This window comes from Aurantiacibacter zhengii (genome assembly GCF_003584125.1).
GTDB lineage: Bacteria > Pseudomonadota > Alphaproteobacteria > Sphingomonadales > Sphingomonadaceae > Alteraurantiacibacter > Alteraurantiacibacter zhengii.
In genome coordinates this window covers 20,189-38,955 of record NZ_QXFL01000013.1, presented here as the reverse complement: position 1 = coordinate 38,955, position 18,767 = coordinate 20,189, and the positions used below count along the sequence as shown (strand labels likewise).

11 protein-coding genes are annotated in these 18,767 nt (G+C 63.4%); 10 read left to right on the top strand and 1 reads right to left on the bottom strand.

Annotated elements, in window-relative coordinates; translation table 11 throughout:
* From D2V07_RS18635 to D2V07_RS17355, 4 genes are all read left to right on the top strand, one after another.
* Positions 1-3,440 (top strand): beta strand repeat-containing protein (locus D2V07_RS18635; protein ID WP_158586890.1); only part of this gene is annotated, 3,440 nt, incomplete at its 5' end.
* A gap of 1 nt (position 3,441) precedes the next feature.
* Positions 3,442-6,612: a CHAT domain-containing protein gene (locus D2V07_RS17365; protein ID WP_158586889.1), complete on the top strand. Its 3,171-nt coding sequence runs from the start codon at positions 3,442-3,444 to the stop codon at positions 6,610-6,612.
* Positions 6,613-6,624: 12 nt separating this feature from the next.
* The gene (locus D2V07_RS17360) at positions 6,625-7,056 is read left to right on the top strand and encodes a PAAR domain-containing protein (RefSeq protein WP_119588173.1); all 432 of its coding nucleotides are present in this window, start codon (positions 6,625-6,627) and stop codon (positions 7,054-7,056) included.
* Positions 7,053-7,529 (top strand): DUF4123 domain-containing protein, encoded by a 477-nt coding sequence (locus tag D2V07_RS17355; RefSeq protein WP_158586888.1) that lies wholly within the window; start codon positions 7,053-7,055, stop codon positions 7,527-7,529. The genes D2V07_RS17360 and D2V07_RS17355 overlap by 4 nt, the downstream gene beginning before the upstream one ends.
* Here the strand turns inward: D2V07_RS17355 and D2V07_RS17350 are convergent.
* A complete protein-coding gene (locus tag D2V07_RS17350; protein ID WP_119588171.1) occupies positions 7,526-8,950 on the bottom strand; it encodes a M23 family metallopeptidase in 1,425 nt (474 codons plus the stop codon). The genes D2V07_RS17355 and D2V07_RS17350 overlap by 4 nt on opposite strands.
* A gap of 115 nt (positions 8,951-9,065) precedes the next feature.
* On the opposite strand from D2V07_RS17350, the gene tssK reads away from it, so the two are divergent.
* The 6 genes from tssK to D2V07_RS17320 are packed head-to-tail and all read left to right on the top strand — an operon-like array spanning position 9,066 to position 18,754.
* On the top strand, positions 9,066-10,409 hold the full coding sequence (tssK, locus tag D2V07_RS17345; protein ID WP_119588170.1) for a type VI secretion system baseplate subunit TssK: 1,344 nt from the start codon (positions 9,066-9,068) through the stop codon (positions 10,407-10,409).
* Entirely contained in the window at positions 10,406-11,896 is a 1,491-nt protein-coding gene (gene icmH / locus D2V07_RS17340; RefSeq protein ID WP_119588169.1) for a type IVB secretion system protein IcmH/DotU, read from the top strand. The genes tssK and icmH overlap by 4 nt, the downstream gene beginning before the upstream one ends.
* Positions 11,897-11,911: 15 nt before the next feature.
* Positions 11,912-15,391, top strand: a complete 3,480-nt coding sequence (tssM, locus tag D2V07_RS17335; protein WP_119588168.1) for a type VI secretion system membrane subunit TssM — start codon at positions 11,912-11,914, stop codon at positions 15,389-15,391.
* 11 nt (positions 15,392-15,402) lie between these two features.
* Positions 15,403-15,882: a type VI secretion system-associated protein TagF gene (tagF, locus tag D2V07_RS17330; protein WP_158586887.1), complete on the top strand. Its 480-nt coding sequence runs from the start codon at positions 15,403-15,405 to the stop codon at positions 15,880-15,882.
* Positions 15,879-16,607: a PP2C family protein-serine/threonine phosphatase gene (locus D2V07_RS17325; protein ID WP_119588166.1), complete on the top strand. Its 729-nt coding sequence runs from the start codon at positions 15,879-15,881 to the stop codon at positions 16,605-16,607. The genes tagF and D2V07_RS17325 overlap by 4 nt, the downstream gene beginning before the upstream one ends.
* Positions 16,607-18,754: a serine/threonine protein kinase gene (locus D2V07_RS17320; RefSeq protein ID WP_119588165.1), complete on the top strand. Its 2,148-nt coding sequence runs from the start codon at positions 16,607-16,609 to the stop codon at positions 18,752-18,754. Before D2V07_RS17325 ends, D2V07_RS17320 begins: the two co-directional genes overlap by 1 nt.
* The last annotated feature ends 13 nt before the right edge of the window (positions 18,755-18,767 follow it).

The following is an 18,767-nucleotide window of genomic DNA, read 5'->3' as shown; positions in this document are numbered from 1 at the left end:
GCGATATCAGGACCGGCCAGGTACAGGCAGTCGGCGGCAACGCCGAACTGACCTCGGCTGGTGGGGCAATTACCACCAGCGATGTCTCTTCGACCGCGGACGTCCTGCTCGATGCTGCGACCCGGCTGACAGCGCAGAATGTTTCAGCACGAAATGACATTGTCGCCAATTCGATCGACAATATGGTGCTCACAAGCGCCACGGCGGACAGCGATGACAACGGCACCGGCGATCTCACGCTCACCAGCACCAACGGTCCGCTGAAAGTGACTGGCGCATCAAGCGGTGTCGCAGTCGACATCGACAGTGGTGGCACGGCGACGCTTGGCGTCGACGGGAATACGCTTTCCTTCACGCAATCGACCGGCGGCGTGCTGGATATCGATGCCGCAGGCGATATCAGGACCGGCCAGGTACAGGCAGTCGGCGGCAACGCCGAACTGACCTCGGCTGGCGGCTCCATCACGACTGCCAATGTGTCGTCGACCCGTAATACGCTGATTGCCGCCGATACCTTCATCACGTCTCAGAACATCGATGCAGATCTCGATGTTTCGCTGGTCGCCGGAACAACGATCCAGGCTGAAGACGTAACGGCAGGCAATCACATAACGGCCACGTCGGAAGGCAGGATGGTGCTCGGCAGCGCGACTGCCAACGATGACGGCGGTAGCGTTGGCGATCTTTCACTCGGCAGCACCGATGGACCGCTCCGCGTTACCGGGGCCTCCAGCGGGGTGAATGTCGATATCGATAGTGGCGGCGCAGCGGCGCTTGGCGATGTGACTGCAACTGATGGCAACCTTGCCATCACCGCAGGCAATTCCGCCAATGCGACCGTGAACGGCGCGATCACTACGCAGGACCTCTCGGCCACGAACGGGAATATCGCCATCGAAAGCGTGGGCGGTGGTAACATCGCCACCGGCACCATCGATGCGCGTAACGTGGGGGGTGATGACACCCGCGCGAACATCGCGATCGATACGGCAGGTTCCGTTATGACCGGTGCCATCAACGCCGGCGTGACTGATGCCGCTTTGCTCGGATCGCTCACCGTCGGCGGGGGCACCACTCCCGACACCGTCACCTTCGGCGGCGAGGTAGTGGCCGATGCCATCGATGTGGTCAGCAACACGGCCATCTCCACTGGCGATCTTACAGCCCTTGCGACCGACGTCTCGCTCGACGCGGGCACACGGATTTCCACCCAGAATGTCATCGCCGAGGGTGACGCCATGCTGGATGCAGGAACGTCGATCGAATTTGCCACGGTTATGGCAGGGGATAATGCTTCGCTCGATGCAGGTACCTTCATCGACGGTGGATCGGTAACCGCAGGTATCGATGCCATTCTGGATGCGGGAACGACGATTGCCACCGGCGCGGTAAGCGCGGCTGATGACGTTGCGGTCACTTCCGCCGATCGAATGACGCTCGCTAGCGTTACTGCCGACAGTGACGGCAGCGGCGTAGGCTCGGTCTCGCTTTCCAGCACCGACGGCCCGCTCACGGTTTCCGGCGCTACAAGCGGTGTGACAGTGAATGTCGCAAGCGGTGGTAATGCCACGCTTGGTTTCGACGGCGGTGTGCTGTCGTTGACCCGGTCGACCGGGGGCCTGCTGGAGATTGATGCCGCAGGTACCATCCGGACCGGCCAGATCCAGGCGACTGGCGGCAATGCGGAGCTTACTTCGAGCACCGCGTCCATCACGACAGATAGCGTGTCGGCGACCGGAGATGCGGTACTGGATGCAGAAACCTCCATCTCTTCGCAGAACATTTCCGCAGGCCGCGATGTGCTGAAGACTGCGGGAACCTCCGTTTCCACTCAGAACATTTCCGCGGTTCGTGACGTGTCGCAGGTCGCGGGAAGCTCCATAACCTCGCTGGACATCACCGCAGGCCGCGACGTGTCGCTGACCGCCGGAACTACCATTGGTGCGCAGGCGGTTACGTCGGGCAACGCCATCACCACAAACTCGGTGGACGCTACGACCCTCGCCAGCGCCACTGCGGATAGCGACAGCAGCGGTGCAGGCAGTGTCGACCTGACCAGTACGAATGGCCCCCTCACCGTTACCGGCGCGGCACGCGGTGTGTCGGTCGAAATCGATAGCGGCGGCGCTGTCACGCTTGGTTCGGCAAGGTCTACCGGCGGTAACGTAACGATCGATGCGATCGGCAATCTCGTCACCGGGCCGATTACGTCCAGTGCGAACCTGCTCATCGGACAAATGGATGCTCCGGCGAATGTGCAGTTCGGCGGGACATCGAACGTGGTCGGTGATGTGACCATCACCTCCGACGGGACGATAACGGTTGCCGCGAACAGCAGCGTAACCGCGGGCAGCGACTTGCTTACCACCTCGGCCGATATCGACCTCGGTTCTGGTAGCCTGCTGAAAGCCGAAGGCGACGCCACACTCACGGTATCGCAGGACGCATCGCAGGTCCGCCTCGGTGCCGCTGCATCGAATGGAGGCGGCGCCTTTGCGCTGACCGATGCCGAACTTAACCGGATCGAGGCGCAGAACCTGTTGCTGCAGGCCAATTCGACCAATGTCGAGGTTTCCAGTGTTACCTTCGATGGTGCTGCCGGTTCTGAAACGTTCACCGTCGCGACCACGGGCGATATAGCGTTCACCGGCGCTATCGACGGGTCGGGCACCGGTGGACTGTTCCAGTTCGGCGGCAGCGCGCCCAATACCGGCCTTGCCGGCACCATTTCCATGAACACCGAGCGGGCTAGCCTGTTGTTTGCCGGGGCTGACTTACAGGTGCGAGCTGACGATATTCTCTTCGGGACCCAGCCGTTCATTCAGGAAATGATCGATCTGCGCGATGGCAGCGGAGGCAATTTCAGCGGCTTGCTGGGTGCCCTGATCGTCGGCAACTCCGGCTCCTCGCTGTATAATGCAGGCCTCGATTACAGCGGCCCGGCGACCTACCTCGAAGCGAGCAACCTCAACGTTGTATACGGCGATTCCGCGCTGTTCCAGAACTCCGGGGAAGTCAGCACGGCGCTGGTGGAAACGACGGGCGTGAACATCTCGCAGACCCTGACCATCGATCCCACCGATACGACCAATGCCTTTGCGATCTTCGGCACCATCGAAACCCTCGAAGGGCGCGCAGCGGCCCTGGCGGATCCTTCGATAGTCATCCTTCTGGACGACGACGAAGTGCAGCCGTTCGCCTCGCGCATCAACGGTTGCCAGATCCGCAGCGGCGCGGACTGCCTGAACACGGTCATCGGTAACACCATCGTCGAAATCTCTTCCGAACAGTTCGACCTGTTCAGCTCGGAAAGCGACGTACTGCTGCCGTTCGATCCGCTGGTCGGCACCAATAACGAGGGCCTCTTCTCCGACGTCGGGCCGGACTGCGAGGAATTCGATGAAAACGGCATTTGCATCACTCCGTCAGAGGAACAGTAAGATGACGAACATGGTACGCGATAATCGTGCAAGGCTCGTCGCGGCGGTCGGTCTCTCCGCCCTTATGACTGCGGGTTGCGCCACCACTTCCAGCTATCCGACGGGCACCAGCCTGGCGCTCGGCAACAATGCGGTCGGCGCGCCGTGCGAGGCGACAGCGAACTGGAGCGATCCCAGCTTCGGCGATGAGACCGTCAAATTTGCCCGCTCCTATTCGGTCAACTGCCGGGGTCAGCAATCCAGCGGCGCCCTCGCCCGCGTACGGCTGTTCGATAGTCCGGCGGACCGCGCGGCGTTTGCCAGTTCGCTCAGTTGCGGCGCGCAGACCCCGGTTTCACTTGAGGGTTTCGACAGCGCAACGGCGCAGCGCTGCTACGATCCCGCGCTGGGCCTGCAAACCGCGGTGATCAACGCCGATGCCGGTACCACTTCCCTGCAGATATCGTCCGCTGCCGATGCCGTTGGCGCAGGTGTGCAGACGGCTCGCCTGCTCGCGGGTTTCGACAGCACGGGCGGCGTCACCTCCGATCGCGATGTCGTGAATTACGCGCAGCTTGCCCCGGCACCGGCCAGACCGTCGACCGCCGTGGCTAGTTCGCGAGTGGATCTGAACGAAACGCTGCAGGTGGTGACCCGCGAGATTTTCCTCGGTCTCCACGCGGCAGCGTCCAACCGGCTGAAGGCGGCGCTGAACGAGGTGGGGCCGAATACGCCGCCGGCGATCCGTGCCGAACTGAACCTGGAAGCCGGCCTTGCCGATTCGAACCTGCGTTTCTTCGGCAGCGCGGACAATCGTTTTTCCGAGGCAGAAGAGCTGTTGCGCGTTGCCGATATCGAAGGCGAGCGGATCCTTGGCCGCAAACTCGCCATCTATCGCGGTCTCCACGCCCTCAACCGGCGCGATTTCGCCGCGGCTAAGGCGATCCTGACACCCATTCTGGAGAACCGGGTGTCAGGCGACCAGCCGTTGCTCGATCCTGTAGGCATTAGCTTGCTGAACGCGGGCCGTGTAACCGGCGATGTGCGCAATGCCCTGAACCTGCCCGATGCCGAGCGCCTTCGTGAAGTGGTTCTTACCTCTCAGGCTTATTGGGCACTTAGCGTGGCAGCGCTGCCGGACAATGATCTTGAACTGGCGCGAGAGGCGCTCGCGGCGGCGCGCGAAAGCGTGCAGACCGTGGTTGGGGTCGACCGTGCCGGCGTGCTCTGGCTCGAGTCCCGTCTCGACCGCCAGCTTGGCCGGATCGAGGCAGCCGACGGCAATTACGACGCCGCGCTGGCAGCTTTTGATGAGGCGCTGGCCAAGCTGGTCCGCAGTTCGTTGGCCGGGGTTGGCACGGGCGCGGAACCGGCAATCGCCGAACTGCAGTTGCAACGCGCCAGTATCCTGGAAGCGAGCGGCGCATCCCAGGCTGAGGTCGACGAGGCTTACGGCGCGGCGGTAGCATCGTTGCTGAATTCCCGCGGCCAGCAGACAGCATTCGTCACCGCGCCGCTGGAACCTTACCTCGACCGGCTGCTCGAGCGCAGCGAAGGCGGAAATGTCGCAGCCCTCGGCGACTATTTCCAGGCCATGCAGATAACCAGCGAGAGCGGGGCCGCCCGGCAGATTAGCCAGTTGCAGCTTCAGGCCGGGGCTGACCCGGAAATAGGCGCGCTGATCCGCAGCAGCGAGGAGATCGAGCGTCGTTACCGGGAACTGGGCCTGCAAATCCAGGAATCCGCGCCCGGCGATGAATCGCTGGCAGAGGCGCGGGCGGAATACGCCCGCCTTGAACAGCAGCGCACCGAAATCAACGCTCAGCTGCAATCCGATGGCCGCATCAATCGCATCAGCGACCGGCCCGCCGACCTGGCTGAAATGCAGGCTCTGCTCGCCCCGGGCGAGACCTATGTGAAGCTGACGGTTATCGGCGATTCCATCTACGGCCTGATGATCGATGCCAATGGCGCCACGCCGTACAAGGTTGCAGGATCGGCAAGTTCCCTCCTGCCCGTCGTCGCGCGTGTCCGCGATTCGATCGACGGTGCGCTTGAAGATTCGAATGACCTTCGCTCTTTCGACGTCCTTCAGTCGGCGGTGCTGTATTCACGCCTGTTCGGCCCGATCAATGACGCGCTGGAAGGACGTACTGCCCTGGTCGTAGACGGCGGCCAGGTTCTTCGCACCCTGTCGCCAGCGGTGCTCGTCACCGATGCGCAGGCGGCCGTCCGGCGTCAGAGCCAGAGGGCTTCGCGCGACTATTCGGACGTGCCGTTCCTGATCCAGAAGGCACCGATCAGCATCGCCATATCGCCCAGTTCCTTTATCGCCTCGCGACAACTGGGTGCATCGACTGCGCCGGAACCGCTGATCGGTTTTGCCGATCCGCGCCCGCTGTCAGAGGCGGCGAACCTCTCGCAGGCCGTCAGCATCGGCCCGTGTGTCCTGCAGCCGGTCGAGCTGGCCAACCTGACCCGCGGCCTTGCCCCTATCCCCCGGCGCGAGATCGAACTGGCAGCAGAGGCGCTGGGCATTGGCGAAGCGCGCATTGTCGCGGGCGACGAGTTCACCGACCAGAACATGCTGTCGCTCGGTTCGCGCGGTGGGACCTTGAGCAATTACAAGATCCTCCATTTTGCCACGCACGGCGCATCTGAAGGGCAATTCGGTTGCGAACAATCGCCTGCCGCACTGCTTACGTCCTTCGGCCAGGAAGGCTCGGACATGCTGCTAAGCTTCGACGAGATTCCAAATCTCAATCTCGACGCTAACCTCGTCGTGCTGTCGGCGTGCGAAACCGCGTCGGAACTGGGTGAGCGCAACCGCCAGCTTGCGGGCGGCGCGCAGCCGGGCGAGACGCTGGACGGCCTGGTTCGCGCGTTCTTCAGCGCCAATGCCAGGGCGGTCATGGCCACATACTGGGAAGCTTCCGCAAACGAGGACGCCGACATCTTCTTCCGTCGCTTTTACGGCAGCGGCCGCACTCGTGATATCGCGGGCTCGCTGCAGGATGCCCAGGTGGAACTCATCAATACGACCGAGTATTCGCATCCGCTTTACTGGGGCGCCTTCTTCGTCGTAGGTAACACCACCAACGGAATGCTGGCCGACGGGTCAGGAAGCCGTGCCGCCGCCGAAGACGAAGCGGCGCAGGTCGCCGTGAACGACGCCGCCGGTTCGCGCCGCTAGACAGGAGAAGGCATGCCACCTGCCGCCCGCATCACCGACATGCACACCTGCCCGATGGTAAGCCCCGGGCCGGTGCCGCATGTCGGCGGGCCGGTAATCAAGGGGCAGCCCAACGTCTTGACGGCGATGATGCCGCAGGCGCGCATTTCGGACCAATGCGTGTGTGTCGGGCCTCCCGATATCATCGTCAAAGGCTCGGCCACGGTCCTTGTTGGCAGTATGCCGGCGGCCCGTCTGGGTGACATGACCGCGCACGGCGGCGTGATCGTAAGCGGTGCGCCCAACGTGCTCATCGGCGATGGTGCCAATGCGGGCGGCGGCGGGGGCGGCGGCGGTATGGGGATGCCGGGCAACGTGCCCTTCTCCGCGCCCAATACGCAGATGAAAGCGATGATCGCAGCGGCCATGGACGGCAAGCCCTTCTGCGAGATCTGCAACAAGTGAGTGCGTGGTTCGCAATCGTGGATTGCGCCCGCGATGCTCGCCTCCATGCTCTTGTCGAGCGCAGCGAAAAGCGCGCGTGCCTGTATTCCGGCGATTACGACGAGGATACCCGCAAGGCGCTGCCCTATCTCGTCCAGCTGGACCGTGCCGAACCCCTCGCCGAAACCTGGCGTCAGCATGAGAGTGGCCGCTTCTGGGGAATGCTGTGCGACAGTGACAGCAGCCTTGCCGAATTGCGGCGGCATTTTCGCAAATTCACCACCGCACGGCTTCCCGATGGAGAGATCGTGCTGTTCCGCTTCTGGGATCCACGAGTTTTCGAACCGTTCGCCCTGACGGGAACAGCCGAGGAAGTCGCGCCGATCTTCAGCGCAGTCGCCAGTTTCGTGGCAGATCCCGGCGGAGGGCGGCGGCGGTACGAATGGAACGGTCGGCTGCTGGTGAACGGTCAGCCGGCAAGCGCTGCGGCCTAGTCCAGTTTTTCGCCCAGCAGCGCGCGCTGCTGGCGGAACATCGTCAGGCCTTCACCCACCAACGGCTCCACTTTCGTCGTCTCGAACGTCAGCGGGTCGACCTTCTCCCCGTTGATGATGATCTCGTAATGCAGGTGCGGGCCGGTTGAGGCGCCGGTAGAACCGACATACCCGATAACCTCCCCTTGCCTGACCTGCTGCCCGACTGTCAGGTCATCGCGGAACTTGCTGAGGTGCAGGTAGCGCGTGATCATCCCGTCGCCATGGGCCAGCCGGACCATGTTGCCCGCGCCGCCAGCCGGGGCGCGGAAATCCACCGTCGCATCGCCGGACGCATAGATGGGCGTTCCCGTCGGGGCCGCGAAATCGACGCCGCCGTGCAGGATGCGGCGCTGGCGTATCGGGTGATTCCGGAAACCGAACTGCGAGGAAACGCGTGCGCCGTCCACCGGGGTTCGCATCAGGCTGCGGACGTTGGCCTGCCCGCTGGTATCGAACCACTGCGCTTCGACGGCGCCCGGCGGCGCGAACGAGAAGTATTCCCTGTCACCCTTCTCGGTAACCATGCGCGCATAGAGGAGACGCAGCGATCCTTCGACGGTCTCGCCATCCTCGGTCACGTCTTCCTGCCAAAGGGCGATGAACCGGTCGCCCGCATCCACTTCGTCGGCGAAGCTGAAGTCGTAGGAGAATATCTTCACGAACGGTGTGACAAGGCTGTCGGGCATGCCGGCCACCACGGCGGCGGAGTAGAAGTCGGTCTCACCCATCTCGCCCTCGACCCGGCGTATCTCGGTGCGGATTTCGGCGAAGACGTCGCGCCGGTCGAAACTGCCATCGGCGCGCCGCGTAAGCTCCACACTGGCCCCGCTCGGAAGCGACGCTGCCATGAACTGGGTTTCCTGTCCGTCTTCCCCTTCAGCAAGCCAAATTTCGATCTGCATTTCCTTGTCCGCCGAGTCGAGTGCGGCAATTGTCTCGCGACCCAGGACGCCCGCCTCATCGGCAGGAACGCGCATATCGATCAGCGTCTGCACCAAGCCCCGATAACCATCGACGGTGGTTAGCTGCTGCTTGCCCGCGAAGGTTCGGGCCGGAGCCTCTCTCGTTTCCGGCGCGGTCGCCGAGGCTCCCCCTGCCATTGTCTCGGCGGACGAGGCGGCATTTGCCTGCTCTGTGTCGGAGCTCCAGAAGAAAAAGCCGCCAAGCATTACCGCCCCCAGCGCGCCGATGGCCACGCCCCATTTCAGTCGAGCATCTTTGGCAGGGGTTTCCGGAGAATCGACGGCATCCTCGTCCTGCCCCACCCAGCTGCGCGGATCGAAGCCGGGCTCGTCGCCTGACCCTTTCGAAGAAGATGTTGGCGGTTTTGCATCAAGCCAAGTCTTCGGATCGAAAGAATCGGCATTGTTTTCAGCCATTTTGACCTCCGATCTCTCGCGCCGACAGTACCGACCAAAATGATAGATACCGCCAATTGAAACTTTCTTCTTGGCCGGTCTTGTGTTTAACTATTCGCGAAGGGGGCGGCAAGGTATGGCAGGTAATCGTGTTGCGTGGCGGGAAGGCATGTTCTTGCGTCCGCAGCATTTTCAGGCTCAGGATCGCTTCGTCGAAGGGTTCGTGGCAGCCCGTCACGACCAGGCGCTTCCCTATTCTTGGGGATTCTCCCAGATTTCGCTCGACCTGGGGCTGGCGGAACTGGGGCAGGTTGCGATCGCCTCTGCCCGGGGCGTGATGCCGGATGGTACGCCGTTCTCGATTCCGGAAGACATGCCCCCGCCCAAGCCACTGGCAATCGCCGATGATACACGGGACAGCATCGTCTATCTGACCCTGCCCACGCGCCAACGCGGGGCGGTGGAATTTGCCGATGTCGAAAGCGGCGCGGTCGACACGCGGTTCCTGGTGGAAGAGCATGAAATCAGCGACAATTTCTCGGAAGAGCGCGCATCGGAAGACATCGCCCTGGGCCGCCCGAACCTGCGACTCGGCATGACGCCCGACGAGACCGAGGGCCGCCTGCTGGTAGGTCTTGCGCGCATTCGCGAGGTCTCCAGCAAGAAGGTGGTCTTCGACGATCGCTTCATTCCCCCGGCCATCGACCTGCGGGCCGGGCGTCTCGCATCGCTGAACAAGGATATCATGGGCCGGGCCGAACAGCTCGCCTCCTCGCTGGCCAGGACTGCTGCGGATTCTGCGGAAGGCGGGCAGGATACGTTCCGCGCGTTCCTGCTGCTGCAGGCGCTCAACCGCTGGACGGCGGTGCTGAAACACCTCGACACGATGCCCGCCATCCATCCCGAGCGGCTGTTCGAGAACTTCCTCGCCCTTGCGGCAGAGGCTTCGACGCTGAAACGTTCGGACCGCAAGCCCCCGCCTCTGCCCACCTACAAGCACGAGGATCTGCAGGGCTGCTTCGATCCGCTGGTGAATCTGTTGCAGGATTTGCTGTCGGGCAGCCTCGAACAGTCTACGGAGATGCTGCAGCTGGGCAAGGTCGGCAAATCCAACAGCTCGTTCCAGCACATCATTCGCGACCGCGAGCTGGTGAAGAATTCCTACCTTTACCTCGCCGTGTCGGATCGCTCGAAATCGCTGGAGGAAATCCGCAAGCGGATACCTGCCTACACCAAGATCGGCTCCACGCTGAAGATGCGCGAAATGGTGCAGTCGAACCTCGAAAGCCGGATACCGCTGCGGCACACGACCACCCCGCCCTCGCAGCTGCGCATCCTGCCGAATTACGTCTATTTCGAGCTCGACCGCAGCTCTCCGCACTGGCCCGAACTCTACGATGCGCCGGGCATCGGTTTCCACATCGCCGATGAATGGCCCGAACTGAAACTGGAACTGTGGGCGGTTAAGCAGAAACCATGAGCGACGACGGCAACAAGACTGTCTTTCGTCCTTCCCCGCTGAAAGGCGGAGGGAACCGTCCCGGCACGCCCTCGCCGCCGCCAGCGGCAGGGGGAGGGTTCTCCGGCGGTGACTGGGGAACGCCGCCGCCACCACCTCCGCCCCCGACAGGAGGGGGCGGCTGGGACGCTCCATCGCCGCCCCCTCCCCCGCCCGGCTCGGGTAGTGGTGGCAGGTTCGATCCACTGGGTCCGTCCCCGTCCGCACCCCCGCCTCCGCCAATGGGCGCAACCCGTGAATTCATGGCCAGCCCGGCCGATAGCGTGCCCAGCCCGCAAACGCCGCGCACAGATCGCAATCCCATGCTGGCCCATGCCGCCCCGGTGCTGGCGATGGTCGCCGCAGTCCAGTCGGGCCGCTGGCAGATCAGCCTGCCCGAATTCCACCGTAAGGTTTCCGAGGCTATCGGGCGCTTCGAGCAGGCTATCGCCCCGATCTACCCCGAACCCGTGCGCCAGCGCGCGAAATATGCGATTTGCGCCACCGTCGACGATGTGGCGCAGAACCTTCCCGGCTCCGGCAACGACAGCGCCCAGTGGGCGCAGCGCAACATGCAGGTGCTGTTCTTCCAGCAGAATATCGGCGGCGACCGGTTCTGGAACCTGGTGCAGGAAATGCTGCGGGATCCGCAGCGCAATTCCGACCTGATCGAGATGTTCCACGCCTGCCTGGCTGCAGGTTTCGAAGGGCGTCTTCGCACCATGCCTGACGGACAGGGCAAGAAACAGGAGGTGATGAACAGCCTCTACGGTGCCCTGGAACACGTGCGCAGCCTGTCGCAGCAGGAGGTCGTAAGCCACTGGCGCGGGGAAGATACGCCGCGCAAGCCACCCAATTTCTGGACCGTTGTGGCGCTGGTTGCAGCCGCAGCGGCGGGCATCGCATTCCTGCTTTACCTCGTGTTGTTTTTCGTCCTGATGGCCACCAACAGCGAACCCGAGGAACGCGTGGCGGGGCTGTTCCCCAGCGAACCGGTGTCGCTCAACCGGCAGGCGACGGTGCTCGCCCCTCCGCCCACCAGCACGGAAACGCGCCTGCGCGAATTCCTCGCGCCGGAAATCCAGCAGGGACTGGTCGTCGTGGAAAACGACCGCGTCCGCACGACCGTGGGAACGCTGTTCGCGTCCGCCTCGGACCAGTTGGTGGGCGACAATGCCCGCCTGTTCCGCCGCATCGGCGAGGCGATCGAGCTGGAACAGGGTCCGGTCACCGTCGAGGGCCACGCCGATTCCGACAAAGTGAGCCCGACCATCGAGTTCCCTAACAACATGGCCCTGTCGCAGGCCCGCGCCGATACGGTGGCGCAGATCATCGCCGGGCAGCTTTCCGATCCGGGCCGGGTCAACGCGGTGGGATTTGGCGACACGCGGCCCATAGCCACGAATGAAACAGCCGAGGGCAAGGCGGAGAACAGGCGGGTGGAAATCGTGCTCGACCTGGGTTCGTAGGGAGGCGATCGGGCAATGAAGCGTTTCCTCACCAACTGGTGGACGGTCTCAATCTTCACCACCGTGGTGCTTATCCTGGTGTTCGCAGTGGGCCTGCCACTGTTCGTGGACTTTTTGAAGCCGTGGTACGTGCGCGTCCCCGTCGCGCTGTTCTTCATCGCGCTGTGGGGCCTGTGGTGGTTCCTGCGCCGCCGCCGCGAAAAGAAACGCAACGCCGCGCTCGAAGCGCAACTTGCCGAGCAGAACAAGGCGGGCGAGGAAGCGGGCGTCATAGCCGGACGCATGAAGGAAGCGCTGGCCAACCTGCGCAAGGCAAGCGGCAAGCAGCGCAACTACCTTTACACCCGGCCGTGGTACGTCATCATCGGCCCGCCGGGAGCGGGCAAGACGACCGCGCTGCTGAATTCGGGCCTGCGCTTCCCCTTCTCGGACCAGGCCGTGGGCGGGTCTTCGGGCACGCGCAACCTCGATTTCTGGTTCGCGGACGAGGCCGTCCTGCTCGATACCGCGGGCCGTTACACCACGCAGGATTCCGATAGCGAGGTGGATTCAAGCGGCTGGAGCAGCCTGCTTGACATGCTGCGCAAGAACCGTCCGTTCGAACCGATCAACGGCGTTTTCGTGGCCATCCCGACCGATGACCTGCTGCGCGGCGACGTGCGCGAGATCGACCGTCATGCGCTGATCGTGCGCCAGCGACTGCGCGAAATTCGCGAGAAGCTGGAAACCAAGCTGCCGGTCTACCTGCTGCTGACAAAGTCCGATCTTATCGCCGGTTTCCCGGAGTATTTCGCCGATCTTGACGTGGATGGACGGCGCGCCGTGCTGGGCCATACCTTCGACTGGAAAGGCGGTCCGCTCGATTCCGAACGCATGGTTCGCGCATTCGACACCATGACCAACGAGGTGGCCGCCCGCCAGCCCAAGCGGTTGCAGGACGAGCCCGATATCCGGCGGCGCAGCCTGATCCTCGGCTTCCCCTCGCAGTTGCATGAACTGCGCGCGCCGCTGCACCGCTTCATCGAGGGCGCGTTCCTCAAGGAAGACCGCCCCAGCGGAGAATTGCGCGGGTTCTACCTGACCTCGGGCACGCAGGATGGCGCGGCGCTAGACCGTATCCTGAACACCATGGCGCAAAGCTATGCGATAGATGCCAGCTCCACCCAGGCCGACGGGCGCACTTTCTTCCTCAACCGCCTGTTGCAGGATGTCGCCTTCAAGGAAGCGGGCCTGCCCATCGCCGATTCCAGCGCGACTAAGCGGCAGCGCAACCGCATGGTGGCAATCTGCTCCGCAATCGGTCTTGTCACGCTTGGCCTGATCGCCGCATGGACCGTCAGCTTCATCGGCAATCGCGGGTTCCAGGCAGAGACCGCGCGCGCTGCCGTCGCCATCGACAACGAGATCGAACGCAACCAGATGGACCTCGTGCAGGTCAGCGATGCCGACACGCCGCTCGCGAGTTCGGTAACGGTTCTCGACGCTTTGCGCGCCCTGCCGGAAGGTTACGAGGCGCGGCAGGCCGGCAGCCCGGACCTGTCGATGCGCTTCGGCCTGTTCCAGTCGTACCTGAGCCGTCGCAACGTGGAAGCCTATCGCACGGGCCTGCGCCGGATCCTGCTGCCGCGCATCATGCTGGACCTGGAAACCCGGATGCGGGCGAACATGTCGGATGCCTTCGCTCTCTACGAGCCGCTGAAAATCTACCTGATGCTGGGTGGCCACCATCCGCAAGGCGAAATCGATTCCGAAGCGGTCGCCAACATGATGATGCAGGAATGGTCGCAATACCAGTTCCCCGGCGCAGAGAATCGGCCCTTGCGCGAGAACCTGGCCCGGCATCTCGAAGCCCTGACCGAGGACGAGAACATCTCGTCCTCGTGGGCCGGACGAGAGGCACCGCTCGACGCGTTGCTTGTGGATTCTGCGCGGCGCGAGATCGCCAGCCTCAGCCCCGCCGACCGCGCCTATGCCATCATGAAGCAGCGGGCCATCAACCCGGCCGGCGACGTGCGCCTGTCGACCGAGTTGCAGCAAGGCGAGGCCGAGGCATTTGCCGATCCCCAGCTGGTGATGGACACTACGGTCCCCTACTTCTTCACCCGCGAGGGGTTCACGCAGGCCTATACCATGCGCCTGCAGACCATTCCCATGACGGTGGAAAGCGAGTTGTGGGTGCTGGGCGAGGATGCCGATACCGGAGGCCTGCGCCGCGAGATGGGAAACATCACCTCTGGCATCTCCGCCCGCTATGCCAGCGATTACATCGCCGCATGGGAAGGCGTGGTCGATGTGCTGAAGCCGGCCGACTACTTCTCCAACCAGCAGGCCTATCGCGCCTTCACCCGCGCGCCCTCGCCCCTGAAAAAGGTGCTGAGCGTGCTGCGCGACAACACCACTTTCGAAGGCGGCGTGGAGGATCAGGCTGGCGAGGTTATCGGCCGGGCTCTGGAGAACAACCGTGTGACCCGCGTCGCCAGCGAGATGGGCAGCGCGGCATCGGGGGGCGGTCTGTCCGCCGACCGGGAAATCGCGAACCACTTCCGCGAACTGCACAATTGGGTTGGCAACGGGACGGACCCTGCGCCGGTTGATGAATACGTGGCGCTGGTACGCCAGGCCTTGCAGGCCGTCATCGTGGCCGGCAGTCCCGGCATCGGTACCGACAGCAGCACCCGCCTGGCAGAAGCCATGGCGCCCCTCTCGCAAGCTGCACTGGAAGTACCGGCCCTGCTTGGCGACTTTGCCGAGGACATCGCCACCGGCGGGGCGAGCGCTCAGGTCAGCAGCCTGCAAAGCGAAGTAGGAGAAGCATGGGCTCAAAACATCCGTCCTGAGTGCGAGGCGATCGTCGCCAGCAAGTATCCGTTCGATTCGCAGTCGCCCGAAGATGCCGGGATTTCCGAGACCCGGCAGTTCTTCGCCCTCAACGGCACGATGGACCGTTTCGTGAAAGATCGCCTCGACAACTATCTCGACAGGCAGGACGATTACTGGCGCTGGCGCGACAACGAACCGATCGCCCGCGGCTTCAGCCCGGCGACGCCTGGCGCATTTCAGAAGGCAGCGCTGTTGCGCGACATGCTGGCCGAAGGACTGCCGCTAGAAATCGCCCTCGTCGACAAGGGGGCGAATGTCAGCCGCGTAGACTTTTCGTCCGGCGGCCTTTCGATGACATTTGATGAGGAAGGTGCCGATAATGCCCAGTCGCTGAACTGGACACTAGGCGGCGGACTGGCGCGCACGTCCGAGGTTCGCATCTACGTCGACAACAACGGGGCGGAGGAGCTTGTCTGGCGCCACCCCAACGAAGGACCATGGTCGCTTTTCCGCGTGCTGGAGCGCGCCGATATTCGCAATCGCGGCGAAGGCAGGGTTCAGGCAACCTTCAATCCCGGCCCCGCGCAGGCGACTTTCCTCGTCGACTTTCCGCCGCAGTTCAATCCGTTCGGCGGTGGCGGGCTTTGGTCGGTCACTTGCCCGCAGAACCTGTGATGGATGCCCTGATGGCAAGCTGTCTCTATGGAAAACTGCCGGGGCATGGCGACTTCGTATCGAGGGGGCTGGAACGGTCCCGCGAAGCCGCGCTGGATGAAACCCTTGCAAGGTCGGTCGAGCAAGCGCGGCAGGAATGGGTTCCGGAGTTCGGCGAAACCTACGCATCCGCGCAGCCCTGGCTGTTCGCTGCTGCAGATGGAACGGCCATCGTGATCCCAAGTGCCGACAAGGTCGGTCGCCTGTTTCCGCTTTATGCCGCAACAGGGCGACGCGTGGTGCTGCAGGATCTCTACGATGCGGTGGTGGAAGCAATAGCCGCCCCACGGAGCGCGGATGACCTGTTCGAGGCGCTGCAGAACCTCGAGACTTACGACGGCGATGCAGGTTCGGAGCCCGAAGGCCAATGGTTCTGCATCGACGAGGAGGCCCCGCGCCTGCCGCTGTGCTGGGATGAAGCCAGCGTGACCCCGGGAGTGATCATGGCATGACTTTTCGTATCCGATCGGCAGGGATGAGCGACCCCGGACTGAAGCGCCCGGCAAACGAGGATTCGATGCTGATCGATGACGACCACTCCCTGTGGGTGGTGGCCGATGGCATGGGCGGTCACAAGAACGGGGCCTTCGCGTCGTCGCAGGCAGTGGGCTGCCTGGCTGAGCTGACGTTCGAAGAAGATTTCGACGCGGCCCTCCAGCGCACTGCGGACTGCATTTATGCCGCCAACCAGCAGATATGGAATGCCGAAGGCGGTTCGGAAGCGCGCGGCACCATGGGCACCACAATCGTTTCCCTGCTGATCCGGGGGCAGCGTTTCGCAATCCTGTGGGTGGGCGACAGCCGTGCCTACATCTATCGGCGCGGCGGCCTCTTCCGCCTCAGCACCGATCACACGCACGTGCAGGATCTGGTCGACCAAGGCATGCTCGAACCCTCGGAAGCCGAACATCACCCGATGGCCCACGTCCTCTCCCGCGCCCTTGGCGTGCAGGAAACCGTGCAGGTCGATATCGTCGAGGACACACTGGAGCCCGGCGATATATTCCTGCTTTGCAGCGACGGGCTTACCGGCCCGGTAAGCGAAGGCACTATTCGCGAGATCGTTTCCGCGAACCCGCCGGGAGAAGCCGTGGACAAGCTGATTGAGGCGGCCCATGCGAACGGGGCGCCAGATAATGTGAGCGTGGCGCTGGTAGCTGTCGAGAGCGATTCCTGATGGCCGGACAAGACAACTCGAACGGTGATGACGAAGACGACAAGACGGTCTTCAATCCCGCACCTCCGCCTCCTCCATCGGAAGAGGGTGAGGATGATCACAAGACAGTCTTCGAACCTGTGCCCCCGACCTCTGCGGACGACGAAGGGGAGGACGAGAAGACCGTTTTCATGCCGCGGCTGGAACCCGGCGACGACGCGGAAGTTGCCCCGTCCACCCCCGCACCCTCGCCAGCGCCGCCGCCAAACCCGTCGGCCTTTCCCGATTCGCGCACCAGCCCGCCCAATCCGTCGGGTTTTCCCGGCGCGCCAAGCTCGCCAAGCGAACCGATCCGTCCGATCGAGGTGGGCGATTACGTCAATGTCTACCGGGTCGAGAAATTCATTGCGCGTGGCGGAATGGGCGAGGTCTGGCAGGCGGTGAACCCGCATCCGCCGCACGAGCAAGTGGCGGTAAAAATCATGCTGCCCGATCTGGCCCGGGACGAGAACGTGCTGAACATGTTCTACAAGGAAGCGTCCGCGCTCGGCCGATTGCACCACGAGAACATCGTGCAGTACCGCATCGCCTCGCAAGGGCCCAATGGTCAGCCCTACCTGATTACGGAATTTGTCGACGGGCCGAGCTTGGAGGAACTGCTCGGCGAATTCTCGCCGGACGAGGCGCAGTTGAAACGGCTCACCCAGCGCCTGACCCGCGGGCTTGGTGCCGCCCATGCCCAGGGCGTCGTTCACCGCGATATTGCTCCGGACAATATCCTGCTGGTGGCCGGAGATGCGGCCCGGCCCAAGATCATCGACTTCGGCATCGTCAAGGACACCAGCGAATCGAACAAGACGATCATCGGCGACGGCACGGCGGGCAAGCTGCGCTACATGGCGCCCGAACAGATGGGCGAGTACAACCGCAATGTCGGGCCGTGGACCGATATCTACAGCCTGGCCCTGACGATGCTGGCGGTGGCGACGGGCGACCACGCCGACATGGGCGGATCGATGGCCGATGCCGTGCTGAAGCGGCGGGGCGTGCCAGACCTTTCCGCAATTCCCGAAGCGCTGCGACCGGCATTCACCGCAGCCCTGCAACCCAATCCGGCCGATCGCCCGCAGACGATGGCCGAATTCTCAGGTCTGCTGGACGACGGCAGCAAGGCCGCTGCGGGCGCGCTTGGCGGGCTGGATGCTCCGTTAAACCCAGATAACGATGCTGCCGGAAAACAAGACCGGGCCCCGCGCGCAAAGGGCGCGAAGAAGGACAAGCCCGGATTGCTTGCCGATCCCTCGAAGAAATGGATTGTCTATGGCGGCGTGGGGGCGGTAGCCGCACTGGCTATCCTGGTTGCTGTCATCGTGTTTGCGACAAGTCCCGACGATCTTCCCGATGATACCGTGGAAGGCGGCACGGGCCAGGTCGCGCAAGGCACCTCCGATCCCGCCGCGCCCAGCATCGATCAGATCGCGGCCGCAGCGGTGCAGGACGTCGATTGCGCATGGCTGACGTTCGAGGGAGCGAGCGGCAACAGCGCCCGCTTTACCGGCGGTGCTGCGCGCCCCGGTGCGGTGCAGACTGCGCTGGAAAGTGCCTTTGCCACCAACGGAATGCCCAACGTTACGCCCGACACCCGGGGCCTCGTAACATTCGGTGAGAACCTGTGCCCGATGATCAATGCCCTGCGCACCGCGCGCAGCGAGCGGCCCCTGATGTCTACCCCGCAGGAATCCTACGAGATAGAGATGCAGGAGTCAGTGCACGGCGACAGCGCGGAGATCGCGAGACCCATCCTGCAGGCCAGTGGACTGAACCCGGATGACGAAGCCATTCTACTCTACATCGACGATACCGATGCGGGTGTTTTCTCGGACAATCGCGAGATGATCAGGCGCGGCGCATTGGCGAGCCAGGGCTCGGTAACCACGACCGGCTTCCAGACGAAGGTCGAGTATGAAACCGAAGGCGGTGCCGCTTTTGTCATCGTCACCGGGCAGCAAGAATTTCCGCGAGACCTTTTCCCCCGAACGGACGAAGCAGAACTCGGCGAGATCAGGGTAACTCCCGATTGGGCAAGCCGGTTCGAGCAAGCGGCGCGAGAGAACAACTGGCACACCGATATTCTCTGGTTCCGCATCACGGATGACGTGCCGAACTAGGGGCACGAAAGGC